Source organism: Streptomyces sp. NPDC054796, assembly GCF_053611545.1.
Genome location: NZ_JBSHAO010000040.1, coordinates 35,283 through 51,831, shown reverse-complemented (window position 1 = coordinate 51,831; position 16,549 = coordinate 35,283). Strand labels below are relative to the sequence as shown.

Annotated in this window: 18 protein-coding genes; 6 read left to right on the top strand and 12 right to left on the bottom strand. The window is 73.4% G+C overall.

The annotated features are described in order from the left end of the window. Positions 1–53: 53 nt before the first annotated feature. Positions 54–938: an SDR family NAD(P)-dependent oxidoreductase gene (locus ACWGJ2_RS28170; protein ID WP_453349064.1), complete on the bottom strand. Its 885-nt coding sequence runs from the start codon at positions 936–938 to the stop codon at positions 54–56. Further along, positions 938–1,810: an acetoacetate decarboxylase family protein gene (locus ACWGJ2_RS28165; protein WP_453349063.1), complete on the bottom strand. Its 873-nt coding sequence runs from the start codon at positions 1,808–1,810 to the stop codon at positions 938–940. The genes ACWGJ2_RS28170 and ACWGJ2_RS28165 overlap by 1 nt, the downstream gene beginning before the upstream one ends. A gap of 167 nt (positions 1,811–1,977) precedes the next feature. Here ACWGJ2_RS28165 and ACWGJ2_RS28160 point away from each other — a divergent pair, with 167 nt between their 5' ends. From ACWGJ2_RS28160 to ACWGJ2_RS28145, 4 genes are all read left to right on the top strand, one after another. After that, positions 1,978–2,706: a TetR/AcrR family transcriptional regulator gene (locus ACWGJ2_RS28160; protein WP_453349062.1), complete on the top strand. Its 729-nt coding sequence runs from the start codon at positions 1,978–1,980 to the stop codon at positions 2,704–2,706. Between the two features lie 70 nt (positions 2,707–2,776). Then, positions 2,777–3,850, top strand: coding sequence for a DEDDh family exonuclease (locus ACWGJ2_RS28155; protein WP_453349061.1), 1,074 nt, complete (start codon positions 2,777–2,779; stop codon positions 3,848–3,850). Between the two features lie 24 nt (positions 3,851–3,874). Then, complete coding sequence (locus ACWGJ2_RS28150) at positions 3,875–4,837, top strand: SURF1 family cytochrome oxidase biogenesis protein (protein WP_453349060.1); 963 nt, start codon at positions 3,875–3,877, stop codon at positions 4,835–4,837. Between the two features lie 50 nt (positions 4,838–4,887). Next, complete coding sequence (locus ACWGJ2_RS28145) at positions 4,888–5,649, top strand: SDR family oxidoreductase (protein WP_453349059.1); 762 nt, start codon at positions 4,888–4,890, stop codon at positions 5,647–5,649. Positions 5,650–5,802: 153 nt separating this feature from the next. On the opposite strand, the gene amaP is transcribed toward ACWGJ2_RS28145, so the two are convergent. The 5 genes from amaP to ACWGJ2_RS28120 form a co-directional block, all read right to left on the bottom strand. Then, on the bottom strand, positions 5,803–6,399 hold the full coding sequence (amaP, locus tag ACWGJ2_RS28140) for an alkaline shock response membrane anchor protein AmaP (RefSeq protein WP_453349058.1): 597 nt from the start codon (positions 6,397–6,399) through the stop codon (positions 5,803–5,805). An 82-nt stretch (positions 6,400–6,481) separates the two neighbouring features. Continuing rightward, complete coding sequence (locus tag ACWGJ2_RS28135) at positions 6,482–7,204, bottom strand: DUF6286 domain-containing protein (RefSeq protein WP_453349057.1); 723 nt, start codon at positions 7,202–7,204, stop codon at positions 6,482–6,484. Next, a complete protein-coding gene (locus ACWGJ2_RS28130) occupies positions 7,201–7,587 on the bottom strand; it encodes an Asp23/Gls24 family envelope stress response protein (RefSeq protein WP_453349096.1) in 387 nt (128 codons plus the stop codon). The genes ACWGJ2_RS28135 and ACWGJ2_RS28130 overlap by 4 nt, the downstream gene beginning before the upstream one ends. Before the next feature lie 172 nt (positions 7,588–7,759). Then, complete coding sequence (locus tag ACWGJ2_RS28125) at positions 7,760–7,948, bottom strand: hypothetical protein (RefSeq protein WP_453349056.1); 189 nt, start codon at positions 7,946–7,948, stop codon at positions 7,760–7,762. 90 nt (positions 7,949–8,038) lie between these two features. After that, positions 8,039–8,569 carry an Asp23/Gls24 family envelope stress response protein gene (locus ACWGJ2_RS28120; RefSeq protein WP_453349055.1) on the bottom strand — a complete coding sequence of 177 codons (531 nt, stop codon included), beginning with the start codon at positions 8,567–8,569 and terminating at the stop codon, positions 8,039–8,041. 189 nt (positions 8,570–8,758) lie between these two features. On the opposite strand from ACWGJ2_RS28120, the gene ACWGJ2_RS28115 reads away from it, so the two are divergent. After that, entirely contained in the window at positions 8,759–9,604 is an 846-nt protein-coding gene (locus ACWGJ2_RS28115) for a hypothetical protein (protein WP_453349054.1), read from the top strand. A gap of 67 nt (positions 9,605–9,671) precedes the next feature. On the opposite strand, the gene ACWGJ2_RS28110 is transcribed toward ACWGJ2_RS28115, so the two are convergent. The 3 genes from ACWGJ2_RS28110 to ACWGJ2_RS28100 all read right to left on the bottom strand — a co-directional run bounded on the left by ACWGJ2_RS28110 (position 9,672) and on the right by ACWGJ2_RS28100 (position 12,833). Continuing rightward, positions 9,672–10,451, bottom strand: a complete 780-nt coding sequence (locus tag ACWGJ2_RS28110) for an enoyl-CoA hydratase/isomerase family protein (RefSeq protein WP_453349053.1) — start codon at positions 10,449–10,451, stop codon at positions 9,672–9,674. Between the two features lie 99 nt (positions 10,452–10,550). Beyond that, a complete protein-coding gene (locus ACWGJ2_RS28105) occupies positions 10,551–10,772 on the bottom strand; it encodes a helix-turn-helix domain-containing protein (RefSeq protein ID WP_016907245.1) in 222 nt (73 codons plus the stop codon). 462 nt (positions 10,773–11,234) lie between these two features. After that, the gene (locus tag ACWGJ2_RS28100; RefSeq protein WP_453349052.1) at positions 11,235–12,833 is read right to left on the bottom strand and encodes an ABC-F family ATP-binding cassette domain-containing protein; all 1,599 of its coding nucleotides are present in this window, start codon (positions 12,831–12,833) and stop codon (positions 11,235–11,237) included. A 388-nt stretch (positions 12,834–13,221) separates the two neighbouring features. Between ACWGJ2_RS28100 and ACWGJ2_RS28095 the strand changes: the two genes are divergently transcribed. Beyond that, entirely contained in the window at positions 13,222–13,635 is a 414-nt protein-coding gene (locus ACWGJ2_RS28095; RefSeq protein ID WP_453349051.1) for a VOC family protein, read from the top strand. A gap of 87 nt (positions 13,636–13,722) precedes the next feature. Here the strand turns inward: ACWGJ2_RS28095 and ACWGJ2_RS28090 are convergent, their stop codons facing one another. Both ACWGJ2_RS28090 and ACWGJ2_RS28085 read right to left on the bottom strand, forming a co-directional pair. Beyond that, on the bottom strand, positions 13,723–15,123 hold the full coding sequence (locus tag ACWGJ2_RS28090) for a hypothetical protein (protein ID WP_453349050.1): 1,401 nt from the start codon (positions 15,121–15,123) through the stop codon (positions 13,723–13,725). Positions 15,124–15,348: 225 nt separating this feature from the next. After that, positions 15,349–16,503, bottom strand: coding sequence for an alpha/beta hydrolase (locus ACWGJ2_RS28085; protein WP_453349049.1), 1,155 nt, complete (start codon positions 16,501–16,503; stop codon positions 15,349–15,351). Positions 16,504–16,549 lie beyond the last annotated feature (46 nt).

Sequence of the window (16,549 nt, the reverse complement as noted above, 5' to 3'; positions counted from 1 at the left end):
ATCCCTCGGTCGGTCGCCCCTCGGTCCGGCCGTCCGGACTCCGGGAGGCCGGTTCAGTCCAGAATGAAGCTCTCCAGGTACGACGGGTCGGCGCGGTCCAGCATCGACCGCGACCTGGCCCGGATCTGCCGGTCGCTGTGCTCGCTCTCGGGGAGCATCCAGAAGCGGTCCTCGGCGATGCCTCGTACGACGAAGTCCGCCACCTCCTCCACCGGGGTGAAGGTCACCTCGTGCCCGGCCTCGCGCATGGCCGACTCCCACTGGTCCAGGGAGCGGTACGGGGTCCTGCGGGGGCGGGACTTGGCGTAGCGCGCGGGGCGGTTGCGGTGCGACTCCCACAGACCCGTGCGCAGCATGTGGGGCCCGGGGAAGAGCACCGAGCAGCCGACGGCCGCGCCCTCGGCCCGCAGATGCGCGTACAGGGACTCCGTCATGGTGACCACGGCGGCCTTGGTCACCGCGTAGACGGAGGCCGTCGGCAGGGGCGCGATGCCGCCGTCGCCGGAGGACGTGTTGACGATGTGCCCCGGCTCCCCCGACGCCAGCATGTGCGGTACAAAGCTGCGCACCCCGTGGAAGACGCCCCACACGTTGACCGCGAACGCCCAGCGCCAGTCGTTGAGGTCGTGCTCCCACATGCGGCCCTCGGCGCCCGAGCCGACGCCCGCGTTGTTGCAGAGCACGTGCACCGGGCCGAAGGCGGAGCGGGCTGCCTCGGCCAGCGCGTCGACCTCGGCCTGTTCGCTCACGTCGACGGTGTGGGCCAGCACGGTGGCGCCTTCGGCCCGCAGCCCGGCCGCGGCCTTCTCCAGGGCGCCCTCCTCCACGTCGGCGAGGACCACCCGCAGCCCCTCCGCTGCGAAGCGCCGCGCCATCGCGAGCCCGACGCCGCTCGCGGCGCCCGTGACGACGGCCGTCTGCCCTTCGCGCAGCTCCATCAGCGCTTCCCTTCCGCGATGTCCGCCGGGACCGCGCCCGCGTCCGGGGCCGCTTCCGTTTCCGCCTCCGCCCCCGCTTCCGGCGGGCCGTCGTGCACCTGGGCCGCGTCGTCGTAGCGCTGGTGCACGTACGGGAGCAGCGCACGCGCGCTCACCCGCTCGACGATCCGGCCGCTCTGGTCGGAGGTCTTCTCGCCGAGGGTGACGCTCAGCAGCCGCCGCACGGGCAGGTCGGCCACCGGGTCGTACGCCGACTCGCGCAGCGTCACCTCGCCGCCCTCGACCACCTCCAGCGCGCGCACCCGTTCCTCGCGCAGGCAGTGCACGAGGACGGGCTCGCTGTCGAAGCCCGCGCCGTCCACGCCGGGCAGGAACTTGAAGTAGAAGTCCACCTTCCGCGCCGGTTCCGGCAGCGGCAGCGGGGCGCCGACCGTGCCCGTGACCTCGACGAAGGTGACGCCGTGCCGGGCCATTCCGGCGCGCAGCGCACCCGTGTCCCGGTCCCGCTCCACGGTGACCTCGCCGAGTTTCTTCGGCTCCCCGAAGACCTCGCGCCCGCCGATCAGCGCCCGCTCGTGGGTCATCGGCATGACGAGCGGGTACCAGCCGTCCACCCCGCCGTGGTGCGCCGCGACGGAGAAGGAGCCCGCGCCGAGCGGGTATCCGGGGAGGGCGACCTGGCTGATGGTGACCCGTACGAGTGGTTCGCCCGTCGGCTCGAGCGGCGGCGGCAGCACGGCGGCGACCACGTCGGGGGCGGTCTCCCACACCGCCACCACGCCCGTCGACCAGATGTCGGGGAGCTTCGCGCGCGCCTCCCGCGCCCGCCTGATCTCGTCCTCGCCGCGCGGGCCGTACCGTACGCGCGTCATCGCGTACCACCCTTCGTCGGTGTCGGTGGAGCATCGGTCCGCCGGAGGAGCCCCGGTCGTCGTTCCGGTCCTCCGCGCTCCTTCCGGCGCCCTGCCTGTAACACAGTTACAACGGCTCGCTCGAAGGGTAAAGACACGCGCACGGTCCGGCTGAGAATGAGGGCACCATGCCGACGCCCCCCTCCCCTCGCCGCCCCGCCCAGGGGCAGCCCCGCGCCACGCTCACCCGCGAGGCCGTGCTCGACGCCGCCGCCTCGCTGGTGCGGCAGCACGGCCCCCAGGGGCTGACCATGCGCAAGCTCGCCGCCGAGCTGGGCACCGCCGTCACCTCGATCTACTGGCACGTGGGCAACCGCGAGTCCCTCCTGGACGCACTCGTCGAGCGCACCGTGCGGGAACTGGACGAGATCCGGGCGCGCGGCGCCACTCCGCGCGCCCGCGTCCTCTCCCTCGCCCGCACGCTCCGGCGCGAACTCCTCGCGCGCCCGCACCTCGTCGCGATGGTCCACGAACGCGGCCTGACGGAGCGGATGTTCCTGAGCGCCCAGCAGGCGCTGCTCCACGAGGTCCACGCGGCGGGTCTGCGCGGGGCCCGCGCAGCCGAGGCGGTACGTGCCGTGCAGTTCACGGTCATCGGGCACGTGCTGGTGGAGCGCAACCGCGAACGCGCCCCCATACAGCGTCCTGGCGAACCGGACTTGTGGGACACACGGACCGCCGAGGACGACCGTGCTCTCGCGCGGGCGCTGGCGCGAGCGCCGGACGCGGAGCGAGTCTTCACCGCGTCGCTGCGGGCACTCGTCAACGGCCTGCTGCCGACGGGCGCCGACGGTTCCGCGGGTTCGCAGGACGGTTCTTCGGGCGGCACCTCCGACGGCCCTTCCGACGGGCCGTGAACGGCGGAAGAACCCGCTCCTCCCGCCGCGCTTCGAGCGCTGTCAGTCCGGCCCCGTATTCTCTGGGACCATGCTCGAAGACCAGACGGCACTCCCGGAAGAGACAGCCGGGACACCACAACTGCCCGCGCAGTCAACCGCGCCCGACGCCCAATGGCCGTCCGCCTATCCGGACGGCTATGCGGTGGTGGACGTCGAGACCACGGGCCTCGCGCGAGACGATCGGATCGTCTCCGCCGCCGTCTATCGTCTGGACGCCCAGGGCAACGTCGAGGACCACTGGTATTCGCCGGTGAACCCCCAGCGCGATCCCGGGCCCACCTGGATCCACGGTCTCACCGCGAGCATGCTCGCGGACGCACCGCTCTTCCCGGACATCGCCGATGATTTCGCCGCCCGCCTGGAGGGCCGCGTCCTCGTCGCGCACAACGCCATCTTCGACTGGTCCATGATCGCCAGGGAGTACGCACGGGCCGAGCGCACCGCACCCGTGCGCCAGCGGCTGTGCACCATCGCGCTCTCCAAGGAGCTGTCGCTCCCCCTCCCCAACCACAAGCTGGAGACGCTCGCCGCGCACTACGGCGTGGTCCAGCAGCGCGCGCACCACGCGCTGGACGACGCCCGCGTGCTGGCCGAGGCGTTCCGGCCGAGCCTCCACCTCGCGGCGCGCCAGCAGGTCCGGCTCCCGCTGCTCGCCTGCCAGCCGCTCTCCGAGTGGACGGACTCGGTGGTGAGGGGCGGCCAGGGAAACGGTGGCGGCAACGGCGGCAACGGAACGGGCGGTGGCTACGGCTATCGCGGCGCCCGCGCCTACTCCAGCACCTGGCGCACCTCGCGCAAGCGCCCCGCCTGCCCCTATCCGAACCCCGGGCGCTATGAACCGGGCGGCCCCCTCGTCCAGGGCATGCGGGTGGCCATCTCGGGTGACACCTCCGTGGACAGGGAGCTGCTGGAGGACCGCGCGATCGAGGCCGGGCTCCACATCGCCACCAGCGTCTCCCGGCTCACGAGCCTGCTGGTCACCAACGATCCGGACTCCCCCACGTCCAAGGTCAGCAAGGCCCGCTCGTTCGGCACCCCCGTCATCGACGAGGCCGCTTTCAGCCAGCTCCTCCAGGACGTGGCCCCCGCGCCGGGGAGCTGACGGGGGGCGGGTACCGTCAAAGGCGTGTACCGCTTCCTGTTGTCCCGGCAGTGGGTGATCCTCACCCTCCTCGGCCTCGTTCTCATCCCCGTGATGATCAAGCTGGGCTTCTGGCAGTTGCACCGCCACGAGGACAAGGTCGCCCACAACGAGCTGATCTCGTCCAGCCTCGCGTCCCCCGCGGTGCCGTTCTCGAAGCTCACCGGGGTGGGGCGCGGTCCCGCCGAGGACGACCAGTTCCGTACGGTCACGGCGACGGGCACGTACGACACACGGCACGAGGTCGTCGTCCGCCACCGCACGGCGGCCGACGAGCAGACCATCGGCTATTTCATCGTCACGCCGCTGGTCCAGAAGGACGGCAGGGCCGTCCTGGTCAACCGTGGCTGGATCGAGGCCGACCGCGATCTCACGAGCTTCCCCAAGGTGCCCGACGCGCCGAAGGGCGAGGTGACCGTCACAGGGCGGATCATGGCCGACGAGACGAGCGAGGCCAGCGGTATCAAGGACACCAAGGGGCTGCCGCCGCGCCAGGTCATGCTGATCAACAGCAAGCAGCAGGCGAAGACCCTCGGCAAGCCCGTGCTGGGCGGGTACCTCCAGCTCACGAAGACGTCCCCGGCGTCGGCCCTCCCGAAGGGCAAGCAGCCGGAGCAGATCCCCGAGCCCGACCACAGCGGCATCGGGCCGCACATGGCGTACGCGGTCCAGTGGTGGCTGTTCGCCGCGGCGGTACCGGTCGGCTGGGTCGTCCTCGTCCGCCGCGAGCGCCGCGACCGCCTCGCGGCGAAGACCTCGCCCGAGGATTCCGGTCCCGACGGCGGTAGCGGTTCCGATTCCGGTTCCGGCGGTGACGGCGGTCCGCCCGACGAGGCTCCGGCGGATGCGGAGACGGATGCGGATGCCGAGGCTCCGGCTGCCGCCGCCTCGGACGACGACAACGCTTCCGGCACGCACGACGCACCCCTGGCGCGGGGCGGGCGCTGAGCTGAGGGGTACCCCGCGCGGGCGCGCGGGGCGAGAGGCAGACTGGGGCCATGGATCTTGGCCTGAAAGACCGTGTCTACGTCATCACAGGTGCCACCCGCGGCCTCGGCTTCGCGACCGCGGAGCGCCTTGTCGCCGACGGCGCCAAAGTGATCGTCTCAGGACGTACGGAGGAAGCCGCCTCCGCAGCGGCTGCCCGCCTCGGCGAGGACTCCGCGGCGGGCATCGCCGCGGACAACGCCGACCCGGACGCCGCTGCCCGCCTCATCGAGGCGGCCCGCTCCCACTTCGGCCGCTTCGACGGCGTCCTCATCAGCGTCGGCGGCCCGCCCGCCGGCGTCCCCTCCGACGCGCTCACCGACGAACAGTGGCAGTCCGCCTTCGAGACGGTCTTCCTCGGCGCGGTGCGCATCGCCCGTACCGCCTCGGGCGAGCTGGGCGAGGGCGGCGTCATCGGCTTCGTCCTGTCGATGTCCGTGCACGAGCCGATCCCGGGGCTCACCCTCTCCAACGGCCTGCGCCCCGGCCTCGCGGGCTACGCGAAGACCCTCGCGAACGAGCTGGGCCCGCGCGGCATCCGCGTCTTCGGACTGCTGCCAGGGCGCATCGGCACCGAGCGGCTCCAGTACCTGGACTCGCTCTCCGGCGACGGCGAGGCCACCCGCCGCCACAACGAGAGCGCCATTCCGCTGCGGCGGTACGGCGAGCCGGAGGAGTTCGGCCGTACGGCCGCGTTCGCGCTGTCGCCCGCAGCCTCCTACCTCACGGGCTTCATGCTCCCCGTGGACGGCGGCTCCTCGCACGGCTTCTGAGCCTCCGAGCCTCTGAGCCTCCGCACTTCCGACGACCGGACGACGGTGTGGCCGTCGCACCCCGCGTCGTGTCCCGGACGGGGCACGACGCGAGGGGTACGGCGGCCCACGGCTCGACGCCGCCGCGAGGATCCTCGCGGCGGCGCGCGCCCGTCAACTGACCCGTTCGGCCCGGTGCCGCGCACACCGCAGCCGCACCTCGGCCGGCAGCCGCTCCAGCCCGGCCGAGGCCCGCGCGTGCTCCAGCGCCTCCGCGCCCAGTTGCCGTACCGCCGCACCCGGCTCCGCGTGCGGCTCCAGCAGCAGCCCCACCCGCGCGCCCGGCTGCGAACGCCGCCCCGTCAGGGCGACCCGTGCCTTGCCGACGCCCTTCATCGACTCGGCCTCGGCCGCCAGCACGTCCTCCAGCGCGCGCCCGCGCAGCAGCGCGCCCGCGCCGTCACCGCTGTCGACCAGGACCTCGCCGAGCCTGCGCCGCCGCAGCTGCGCCAGCAGCCACCACAGCAGCAGGACGACCAGGACGGCGAGCACGGCGAGGACGACCGGCCACCACCAGCCCTCGGCGCGCCACTTCGTACGGTCGCCGTCGGAGAGCGCCACATCGTCCGGGCCCTGCCACGGCCAGGCCGAGGGCAGGTCCAGGCCCCAGCGGCTCGCCAGGTCGAGGCCGCCCAGCAGCAGGGCGAGCCCCAGTGCCAGCAGCACCACTCCGACCAGGCCCAGCAGCACGCGGTTCACAGCACGCAGCATCCCGCTCACCTCACCCTCGGCTTCGGCTTCGGCTTCGGCACCCGAACGTCCGCCCGCGCCTCCGGCGCCCGGCCCGCGCCGCTCACCGCTTCTTCCCCGGCCGTCGTACGCGCACGGACAGGCCCAGCCTGCGGGCGAGGCCGAGCTGGCGGATGCCGTCGTCGAGCGCGTCATCGAGGTCGGTGCGCACCTCGTCCAGGTCCCTGAAGTGCGACTGCGCCCGCGCCTTCACCTTGCGCCGCTTCACCTTGACCTGCACGGACTGGACGCCCGACACCTCCATCGCGCGGTCCCGCAGTACCAGTGCCGCCGCCTTGCGCTCCAGGCCGGCGCGTACGTGGGGGACGTCCCGGCGCATCGGCAGCAGCTTTCGCCGCCCGGGGGTGAGCGCGAGCAGCAGCAGCCAAAGCCCCAGCACCGCGGCCACCGCCGCGCCCACGATCAGCGCGGTGTCGTCCAGCCGCCTGCTCGCCAGCTCGTCCGCGAGGGTGCGGCGCCAGGCCATGCCGGGCCGCCCGGCCCGTACGGAGGCGACGTCGTACAGCAGCACCCCCGTCCCCGCGAGCAGCAGCAGCGCGACGATCGCCGCGGGGACGCGGCGCGCCGACCAGAAGCGGGCAGCGCTGCCGCCGATGCCCTTGGTTCCCTCGCCGGGTTCGTACGCGGCGGCCGATGCCGACTGCTCCAGATCGCCGCCGTCCCCGGCCTCCCCGCCGTATCCGCCGCGTCCGCCGTCGCGCGCGTGCGCGGCGTGTCCGGGGCCTTTCTCCAGTGTCGGCATCCGCTGTGTGCTCTCGTCACTCACCGGACCCTCCCGAGGGTCTCGCCGTCGAGATGCGGGGAGTGGAGCCGCTCGACCTCCACGGCCACGTCCGGCACCTCCATCCCGACCAGTTCCCGTACCCGCGAAGCGACTTGTCGACGCACAGCGCTGCACTGGGCACCGATGTCGGAGGGGTAGCCCAGCTCGACCGACACCTTCACGCGTGCGCTCGACTCGCGGACGTCGACCGTCGCGCGCGGCGCCGAGCGCTTCCCGCGCGGCAGCTTGCGCGCGTCGGGCCCCGTGCGCAGGGCCTCGTGCGCGGCGCGTCCGGCGACCTTCGCGACCACGCGGTCGGCGATCGTCGTCTCGCCCCGTTCCGCGACGGAGTCGCCGCCGCCGTCCGCGTCATGGCCCTCGGCCACCACGTCCGCCCTCGTGCTCGCGCCGGACGCCGCTCCCGCCTCCTGCCCCGACCCCGGCTCTGGCTCCGGTCCCTTCACCGGGCCCGGTCTCTTGCCCAGGTCCGGTCCCTTGCCGTCGCCCGGGTCCGAGTCGCCCGCCGATCCCGTCACCGCTCGCGCTCCGGACACCGGCTCACCCGCGTCGGCCGTCGTCGCGCCTGCGGAAGAACTCGCCTGGCTCCAGGTCCCCGTCGAGGAACCTGCCCGCCACGAAGCCGATGGCGCCCAGCGCCGCCACCAGCAGAAAGGCCCCGAATCCGCCGAAGAATCCGGCGAAGCCCAGCGCCATACCGGCAATCATGCCGACCACGGCCATGCTCATCGTGCGCTCCTTCGCTCAGTGCCCGTGCGGCGCCCGGGCCGTGCCCTCGCGGTGCCCCTGCCGTGCGCCACCGCACGGGCACCGCGAGAGCTACCGCAGTCGCGGCTTCTTCGGCTCGTCGCTGTCGCCTTCGTCCTCATCCTCATCGTCGTCGGGGAGCTTGACGTCGCTGACCGCGATGTTGACCTCCACGACCTCCAGCCCCGTCATCCGCTCGACCGCGCTGATCACGTTGCCGCGGACGGTGCGGGCCAGCTCCTGGACGGATACCCCGTACTCGACGACGATCTCCAGGTCGAGCGCCGTCTGGACCTCACCGACCTCGGCCTTCACCCCGCGCGTCACCGATCTGCCGCCGGGTACCCGGTCCCGTACCGCGCCGAACGTGCGGGCCAGACCACCGCCCATCGCGTGCACTCCGGTGACATCGCGGGCCGCGAGCCCGGCGATCTTCTCGACGACGCCGTCCGCGATGGTCGTACGGCCCCGCTCCGTCCGTCCGGCGCCGTCCCCGTGGGAACGGCGGGCCCCCGGACCGGGCCCCGAACCCGGTCCGGGCCCTGGTCCCGGCTCCTGCGACGCGTCGGCGTTCGCACGCTCGCGGGACGCGGTGTCGGACATCGCCTTCACACCCTTCCGAGGAATCCGGGAAACAGAGCGGCCTGCCGCTCCGCGATTCACACTAAGCGTGTCCAGGCGATCGCGCCTCGTGCACGGATACCGAACGGGTGACCCGCGCTTCCCCGGCGCCCACGCGGGAACTGGAAGCCGGAGCCGGAAGCCGAAGAAGAGAGGGAAGGGGTGAGCGCCGTGGACACTGACCGGCTGGCGCAGGCCGTACGGCATCAACTCGGCATCGGGCGGCTGCTGCCACTCGGCGGGGCGGACGACGGCGCATGGCTGACGGAGCGGGCGGCACGGGCAGCGCTCCGCTCCGTCACGACGCCCGCGCACGCGCACACGCACACGCAGGCGCTGTCAGGGGTACGGATCGATGCGCTCCGGCTCTCCCTGGCGGACCCCGGTGACCCCGCTCCCCCGGCCGTCCCCGCGCCGCCGTCGGCGCTGCCGCCCGGCCCCCTCCGCGTCGAGTCGGAGTGCGCCGTTCCCGTCGGCGAGCCGCTTCCGGTGGTGACGGAGCGGCTGCGCGCGGCGCTGTTCGCCGTCGCGGAGGGGAAGTTGGGGCTGCGCCTGGCCGCGGTGGACATCCGGGTGACGGACCTGCTGGATCCGTGGGACGGGAGCGCACGGCGTACGGCGGACGGGAACGCCGGGACCCGATCCGGCACCGCGACGGAAGCGGAAGGGGAAGCGGAAGCGAGAACGGAAGCAGCGCCGGGCGGGGGAACGGAGGGGACGGTACGGGCGGTGGCCGACGCCGTCGTCGCCGTACCCGGAGTCGCACGGCTCGCCCCGGTCCTCGGCCGCCCCTTCCCCCGTTCGGGTGACGGCTCGGGGGACGGCCCCGCTCACGCCGTCCAGATCACCGGGCGGGAGGGGCGCCACGTCCAGGTGGAACTGGCCGTCGCGGCGGGCCACCGGGCGCTGGACGTCGCCCGCGCGGCCCGCGCGGCGGCGACCGCGGCCGCGGTGCCGGAGGTGACCGTCGCGATCCTGGTCACCGCCGTCGACGGCTTCCCGGAGGACGAGGACTGAGCGTGGTGGCGGGCGGGCACGGGCCCACCCGCCGCCACGTACGACCCACCGCGTACGCGACGCGACGTCAGTCCGAGAGCCCCGCGAGGTCGCGGAGGCGACGGCCCTGAGCGGCGCGCTCGGCGGCCCGCTGCTCCTCGTACGTACGGGAGACGGCCCCCGTCAGCAGGGCCTTGGTCTCGATGACCGCGTCACGCGGCGCGGCGAGGAGGGCGGCGGTCAGATCGGAGACGGCGCCGTCGAGCTGCTCGCCGGGGACGACGAGGTTGGCCAGGCCCGTACGCTCGGCCTCGTCCGCGCGCACGAAGCGGCCCGTGGCGCAGATCTCCAGCGCACGCGCGTATCCGACAAGGCCGACCAAGGGGTGGGTGCCCGTCAGATCGGGGACCAGGCCGAGGCTGGTCTCCTTCATGGCGAACTGGACATCCTCAGCGCACACCCGCAGGTCACAGGCGAGCGCGAGCTGGAAGCCCGCGCCGATGGCGTGCCCCTGCACGGCGGCGATGGTGATCACGTCGGAACGCCGCCACCAGGTGAACGCCTCCTGGTACTCGGCGATGATCGCGTCCAGCTCGGCCTCGGGCCCGCGCGCCATGTCCAGGAACGACGGCTCGCCGTCGAAGCCCTCGGGCGTGAACGCCTGCCTGTCCAGCCCCGCGGAGAAGGACTTGCCCTCACCGCGCAGGACGACGACGCGTACGTCACCGGGCAGAACACGGCCCGCCTCGGTCAGTGCCCGCCACAGGGCGGGCGACTGCGCGTTGCGCTTGTCCGGGTTGGCGAGCGTGACCGTGGCCACGGCGCCTTCCACGGTCAGCCGTACGCCGTCCTTGTCGAGCAGGGTCATCGCGCATCCTCCGGTGGTTACTCCGTAGTTAAGTTAACTGAAGAGTAACCACCGGGATCGGATACGTGGAAGCCCTGCCGGAACATGGGGCAGCACCCGTCAGGACGAGGCGGACTTCTTTCCGCGGGTCGCTCCGCCGCGACCACGGAGGGTCACGCCGGATTCGCTGAGCATCCGGTGGACGAACCCGTACGAACGACCCGTCTCTTCGGCCAGCGCCCGGATGCTCGCACCGGAGTCGTACTTCTTCTTGAGGTCTGCCGCGAGCTTCTCGCGCGCGGCGCCGGTCACCCGGCTGCCCTTCTTCAGAGTCTCGGCCACCCGTGCCTCCTCATGGGAAGTGCGCTCTGTGACTCTCATGATCACCCCTCCTCCCACTTCTGGCCACCCATTCGGCAAGGTCCGTCGAACTGCCTCGCCCGTGGACGGGTGACCCGATTCGGCCGGAACGACTGATTCCGCTGAGCTGTGAGTGGCCTCGCGCGACGGTGCTTCCGAGAAGGGGCAGGTCAGCGCGGCGTACCCGGCTCACGCCCGCGCCGCGGGCGGCGCATCCCGCAGTCGCGCACGCCCGGCGCGGAGGCACGCCGAGGTACGAGCCACCCTCACTCAGATGAAGGATCACGCGTCGGCCGAATGATCCAGAAGAGATTGATCAAGCTCTGACACGGGCGTCCGCGCACGGGTGCGGCATGGGAAAGGGCCCGGCGCGCGACGGCGGCCGGGCCCTTGCGGGAAGCAGGTGGAGGCGGTCAGGAGCGGGTGCGAGCGGGCGGGGGACGCCTACGCGAGGGCGACCAGATCCGCGTACTCGTCGCCCCACAGGTCCTCGACACCGTCGGGCAGGAGGATGATCCGCTCCGGCTCCAGCGCCTCCACGGCGCCCTCGTCGTGCGTGACGAGCACGACAGCGCCGGTGTAGGTGTGCAGCGCGCCGAGGATCTCCTCGCGGCTGGCGGGGTCGAGGTTGTTCGTGGGCTCGTCGAGGAGCAGCACGTTGGCCGAGGAGACGACGAGGGTGGCCAGCGCCAGCCGCGTCTTCTCGCCGCCCGAGAGCACCCCGGCCGGCTTGTCCACGTCGTCACCGGAGAAGAGGAAGGAGCCCAGCGTCTTGCGGATCGCGACAAGGTCCATGTCGGGCGCGGACGAGCGCATGTTCTCCAGCACCGTGCGGTCCGGGTCCAGGGTCTCGTGCTCCTGCGCGTAGTACCCGAGCTTGAGTCCGTGACCAGGGACGACCTTGCCGGTGTCCGGCTCCTCGATGCCGCCGAGCAGCCGCAGCAGGGTGGTCTTGCCCGCGCCGTTGAGGCCCAGGATGACGACCCGCGAACCCTTGTCGATGGCGAGATCGACACCCGTGAAGATCTCCAGCGAGCCGTACGACTTCGACAGGTCCTCGGCCATGAGCGGCGTCTTGCCGCAGGGCGCGGGCTCCGGAAAGCGCAGCTTGGCGACCTTGTCGTCCTGGCGCTGCGCCTCCAGCCCCGAGAGCAGCTTCTCCGCGCGCCGTGCCATGTTCTTGGCCGCGACGGCCTTCGTCGCCTTGGCGCCCATCTTGGCGGCCTGCGAGGAGAGCGCCGCCGCCTTCTTCTCGGCGTTGGCCCGCTCGCGCTTGCGGCGCTTCTCGTCGTCGGCGCGCTGGGTCTGGTACTGCTTCCAGCCCATGTTGTAGGTGTCGATGGCCGCGCGGTTGGCGTCGAGATAGAAGACCTTGTTGACGACGGTCTCGATGAGCGCCACATCGTGGGAGATCACGATCAGGCCGCCCCGGTAGGTCTTGAGGAAGTCCCTGAGCCAGACGATGGAGTCCGCGTCCAGGTGGTTCGTCGGCTCGTCGAGGAGCAGGGTGTCCGCGTCCGAGAAGAGGATGCGGGCCAGCTCGACCCGGCGCCGCTGACCGCCGGAGAGGGTGTGCAGGGGCTGGCCGAGCACGCGGTCGGGCAGTCCGAGGCTGGCCGCGATGGTGGCGGCCTCGGCCTCCGCCGCGTAGCCGCCCTTGGTCAGGAACTCGGTCTCCAGGCGCTCGTACCGCTTCAGCGCCTTCTCGCGGGTGGCCCCCTGGCCCGACGCGATGCGGTTCTCGTTCTCGCGCATCTTGCGGATGACGGAATCGAGCCCGCGGGCCGACAGGACGCGGTCACGTGCCAGGACGTCGAGATCGCCCGTGCGCGGGTCCTGCGGGAGATAGCCGACCTCGCCGCTGCTCGTGATGGTGCCCGCGGCGGGGACGGCCTCGCCCGCGAGGCACTTGGTGAGGGTGGTCTTGCCCGCGCCGTTGCGGCCGATGAGGCCGATGCGGTCGCCCCGCGCGATGCGGAAGGTGGCGGACTCGATGAGGACGCGGGCTCCGGCGCGCAGCTCAAGACCGGTGGCGGTGATCACGAAGGCTCCAAGGCAGGGATGACGGACGTACGGACGACCGAGGACTGGGTGTCGGGCGACGGTGGACGTACGACCGCTAATGCACGAGGAGGCAAGACATGCCACCAGTCTAACGGCGGGCCGCAACCGGATTTCCCGCAGGCGGTCCCCCGCGCCTTCCCGCGCTCCTCCCGGGGCGGAGCCCGGCACGGCCCGGCACGGTTCCGTCCTGGTCCCGGCCATTGACGGAACGAATGAGCCGTCGCGTGTTATTCCGCCCATAATCGAGATACCGGGACCAGGACGCCGGAACGCCGGGCCGGGGCTCCCGCGCCGCTCAGCTGCGGTACGGGCGGGATTGTCAGTGGCCGCTGCGAGACTGCGATCAGGTTCTGACGAGCGGAAGAAGGTGATCGGCATGGCAGGCGGACCGACGATCTGCCCCACGCTGCTGTACGAGGACGCGCAGGCCGCCATCGCCCAGCTGAAGGACGCCTTCGGCTTCACCGTCGCCGGGGTGTACGAGGCGGAGGACGGCGCCGTGCTCCACGCCGAACTCACGCACGGCGGCGGCACGGTGATGCTGGGCAGCAAGGGCGGGGAGGGCGCCTTCGTCCAGGCGATGAAGGGCGCGGGCCCCGTGGGGGTCTATGTGGCCGTCGAGGACGTGGACGCGCACTGCGCGCGGGCACGGCAGGCGGGCGCGGAGATCCTGACGGAGCCCACGGACCAGGACTACGGCGCGCGGGACTACATGGCGCGTGATCTGGAGGGCAACGTGTGGAGCTTCGGCACCTACATACCGGGCCAGGCCGACGCCTGATCCCGCGCCGCCCCTGACCCGGTGCGCGGCTGGGGCGTGTGGCCCTGGAACGCGGCGCGGCGGACGGCGCTACTTCCGCAACACGCCCTAGCCCTCGCCCGTGTGGACCTGGAACGCGGCGCGGCGGACGGCCTTGGCCAGCGCTGGGTCGGGGTGCGCCGCGGCGAGGGCCACGAGGATCTGGACCGTGCGGGGGTGCCCCGTGGCGCGCACCTCTTCGAGGAGCTTGGGGACGGTGCCCTGGACGGCCGTCTCCAAGTGGTCCACGAGGAGCCGCTGTTCGCCGTGGTCCGTGACGGCCGCCGCGGTGTCCACCCAGAGCCAGGTCGCCTCTTCCCTGGTGAGGACGCCCTCCGCGCCGCCCGCGAGGTCCTCGGGGTCGACGCCCTCCAGCTCGGCGAGCCAGAGCAGGGCGTACGGGCGCAGGGTGGGCTCGGCGGAGGCCAGGCGGACCTCGCCCTCGGCCGGGGCGCCGACGACGCGCAGCGCCTCGAAGGCCAGGCCGCGGATCAGGGCGTCGTCGCCGCGTGCCGCTTCCAGCAGCTCGGCGACGGCGGGGCCTGTGGGGCGGGCGGCCAGCCAGGCGCGGTACTCGTCGCGGGCCGGGCCAGGGGTGAGGCGGGCGCAGCCGCGGAGCATGTCCTCGGCCGACTGCTCGATGTTGCCCGCCGGGCTCTGCGCGGCGACGCAGATCTGCTCCAGCTTGGTCCACACGGCCCAGTTGCCCAGGGGGGTGAGCACGGCGGAGCCCTGCCGTACGCCGGTCTCCTCGTCGGGGCAGCGGGTCAGCGCGCCGACGGCGGCGAGGCCGTCGAGCGCCCAGTCGAGCAGGCCGGGCAGCGCGGGCAGCTCGGCGGCGCCCGGGTCGGCGCCGAGCTCGGCGCCGGTGCCAGGGGCCTCGCGTTCGGCGCGGAGTTCCGCGATGCGCTGGACGAGCAGGTCGTGCAGCGAGGGGAAGGTGAGCGGACCGGCGGTCAGGTGCATGACCGACAACAACTGAGGCGCGGCCTCCACGACTTCCGCCACCAGGGAGGGGTCGGCGGGTGTGGGCGCGGGATAGGCGAGGGACCAGGCGTCGAAGAGGGCGACCCAGCCGCGCAGCACGGCGCCGTCGTCGCGGTCCCAGGCGCGCAGCCGCCAGCCCGCGCGGGCGACGTCGCCGTGCAGCTCGATGAGCCCGGCGAGCCTGGCGCGGTCCCAGTGGGTGCGCACGTGCCGGCTGGGCATCCGCAGCTCGCTTCCGGCGCGCTCGGCGTCCGGGGTGGATTCCGGGAGCGAGCCGTCCTGTTCGACCCAGCGCGCGACGGCCACGGCATCGGCGAGCGCCGCGCGCGCCTGGCGGGCCAACTGGTCGCGCGGCAGCACGCCCTCGGGCGGCCGGGGCGCGGGCCGTGGTCGCCGGGCCGTCACGGTGCGGCGGGCGGCGGCGACCGGCCGTCTGGGGACGAGGCGGAGCCGGTTGTCACGCGGAGTACGGGACGACGTCACAAGGAGCAGTCTTCATGGTGTGACGGCAAAACCCAAACACGGGACCGGAATCGGGGTCCCCGGCCTCTCGCGGAGGGCCCCGGGCAGGGCCCGTTTCCGGGAGGCGGGGCGCCCGTTTCCGGGCCCGGTGTGCGGTGCCCCGGTGCGGGAGGCCGCCATGCCTCCGGGTGCCCGCGCCCTCGTGGCGGTCCGGCGTCGTGGCAGGTGGGGAGGAGATGGGGGTGTCTACATGAGGGGGACGAGGAAGCGGCGCAGGGCCTCTTCGTAGGGGCGGGGGGACGCGTTCCACATGGCCGCGTGGGGGGCGTGGCCGACCGTGTGGAGGGTGACGAGGTCGTCGCGGGCCGCCGCGAAGTCCTGGGAGCGGGACCAGGGCGCGATGGTGTCGTCGGGCCCGTGCACCAGCAGCGCGGGCACCCTCAGCAGGGACGGGTCGGCGACAGAGGAGAGCCGGTCGGTGGTGAGCCCGGTGCGGCCCTGGGCCGCCCGTACGGCCAGGGGCAGCAGGGGGCGCGGGGTGCGGCGCGCCGAGGCGAGGGCGCGGAGGGTGACCTGCCAGTCCAGTACGGGCGAGTCCAGCACCAGCCCGCTGACGCGGTCGCGCAGCGCGGAGTTCGCAGCGGCGTGCAGCGCCATGGAGGCGCCCGTCGACCAGCCGTGGAGGATGACGCGGCGGGCGCCGTGGCGGACGGCGTAGCGGATCGCGGCGTCGAGATCGCGCCATTCGGCGTCGCCGAGGTGTCCGAAACCGTCGGACGGGCTGGGCGCGCCCGGATCGCCCCGGTAGGCGAGGACGAGCACCGGCAGGCGCAGCCGTGCCAGTGCCGGTACCACGTTCAGGGGCTGCTCGCGGGTCGCGCCGAGGCCGTGCACGGCGATGACCCAGGTGTCGCGCTCGCCGGGCACGAACCAGGCGGGCAGCATGCCGAGTTCGCCGGGGACCTCCACGTCGGCGCAGTGCAGGCCGAGCGCGTCGCGCGGGTTGCCCGTGTGGAGCTGGGGGGTGAGCCAGACGCGGTCGCCGGGGTTCAGGCTGCCGCTCTGGATCCGCTCCAGGCGCCGTACCACCGTGTCGGCGCCGGAGTCCGTGGACTCCGCCTCCAGCACGGGGCCGACGACAGCGTGGCTGCCGCGCCCGGCGAGCCCGTAGGTGCCGGGCAGCCGGGCGGCCAGCGAGCGGGTCAGCGCGACGTGGTCGGGGCCGCTGGAGTGCACGGTGAGCGCCGGGCGCTCGAACCCCGCGGGCAGCGCGGCCCTGCCCGCCTTGGGCCGGGCCGGTCGGAGGGCAGCCCCCGCCGCGTACCGGCCCGCCGCCATGGCGGCGGCACCGGCACCCAGTGCGGAGGTGGCGGCGAGGGCCGCTGACGTACGCAGGCGCATTCCGCCCAGTGTCGTGCGAACGGCGGCCGGGGGCCAGTGGGCCGCG

Coding starts and splice junctions, on each gene's coding strand:
- ACWGJ2_RS28170 (WP_453349064.1), bottom strand. CDS start 938: ATGGAGCTGCGCGAAGGGCAGACGGCCGTCGTCACGGGCGCCGCGAGC.
- ACWGJ2_RS28165 (WP_453349063.1), bottom strand. CDS start 1,810: ATGACGCGCGTACGGTACGGCCCGCGCGGCGAGGACGAGATCAGGCGG.
- ACWGJ2_RS28160 (WP_453349062.1), top strand. CDS start 1,978: ATGCCGACGCCCCCCTCCCCTCGCCGCCCCGCCCAGGGGCAGCCCCGC.
- ACWGJ2_RS28155 (WP_453349061.1), top strand. CDS start 2,777: ATGCTCGAAGACCAGACGGCACTCCCGGAAGAGACAGCCGGGACACCA.
- ACWGJ2_RS28145 (WP_453349059.1), top strand. CDS start 4,888: ATGGATCTTGGCCTGAAAGACCGTGTCTACGTCATCACAGGTGCCACC.
- amaP (WP_453349058.1), bottom strand. CDS start 6,399: ATGCTGCGTGCTGTGAACCGCGTGCTGCTGGGCCTGGTCGGAGTGGTG.
- ACWGJ2_RS28125 (WP_453349056.1), bottom strand. CDS start 7,948: ATGAGCATGGCCGTGGTCGGCATGATTGCCGGTATGGCGCTGGGCTTC.
- ACWGJ2_RS28120 (WP_453349055.1), bottom strand. CDS start 8,569: ATGTCCGACACCGCGTCCCGCGAGCGTGCGAACGCCGACGCGTCGCAG.
- ACWGJ2_RS28110 (WP_453349053.1), bottom strand. CDS start 10,451: ATGACCCTGCTCGACAAGGACGGCGTACGGCTGACCGTGGAAGGCGCC.
- ACWGJ2_RS28085 (WP_453349049.1), bottom strand. CDS start 16,503: ATGCGCCTGCGTACGTCAGCGGCCCTCGCCGCCACCTCCGCACTGGGT.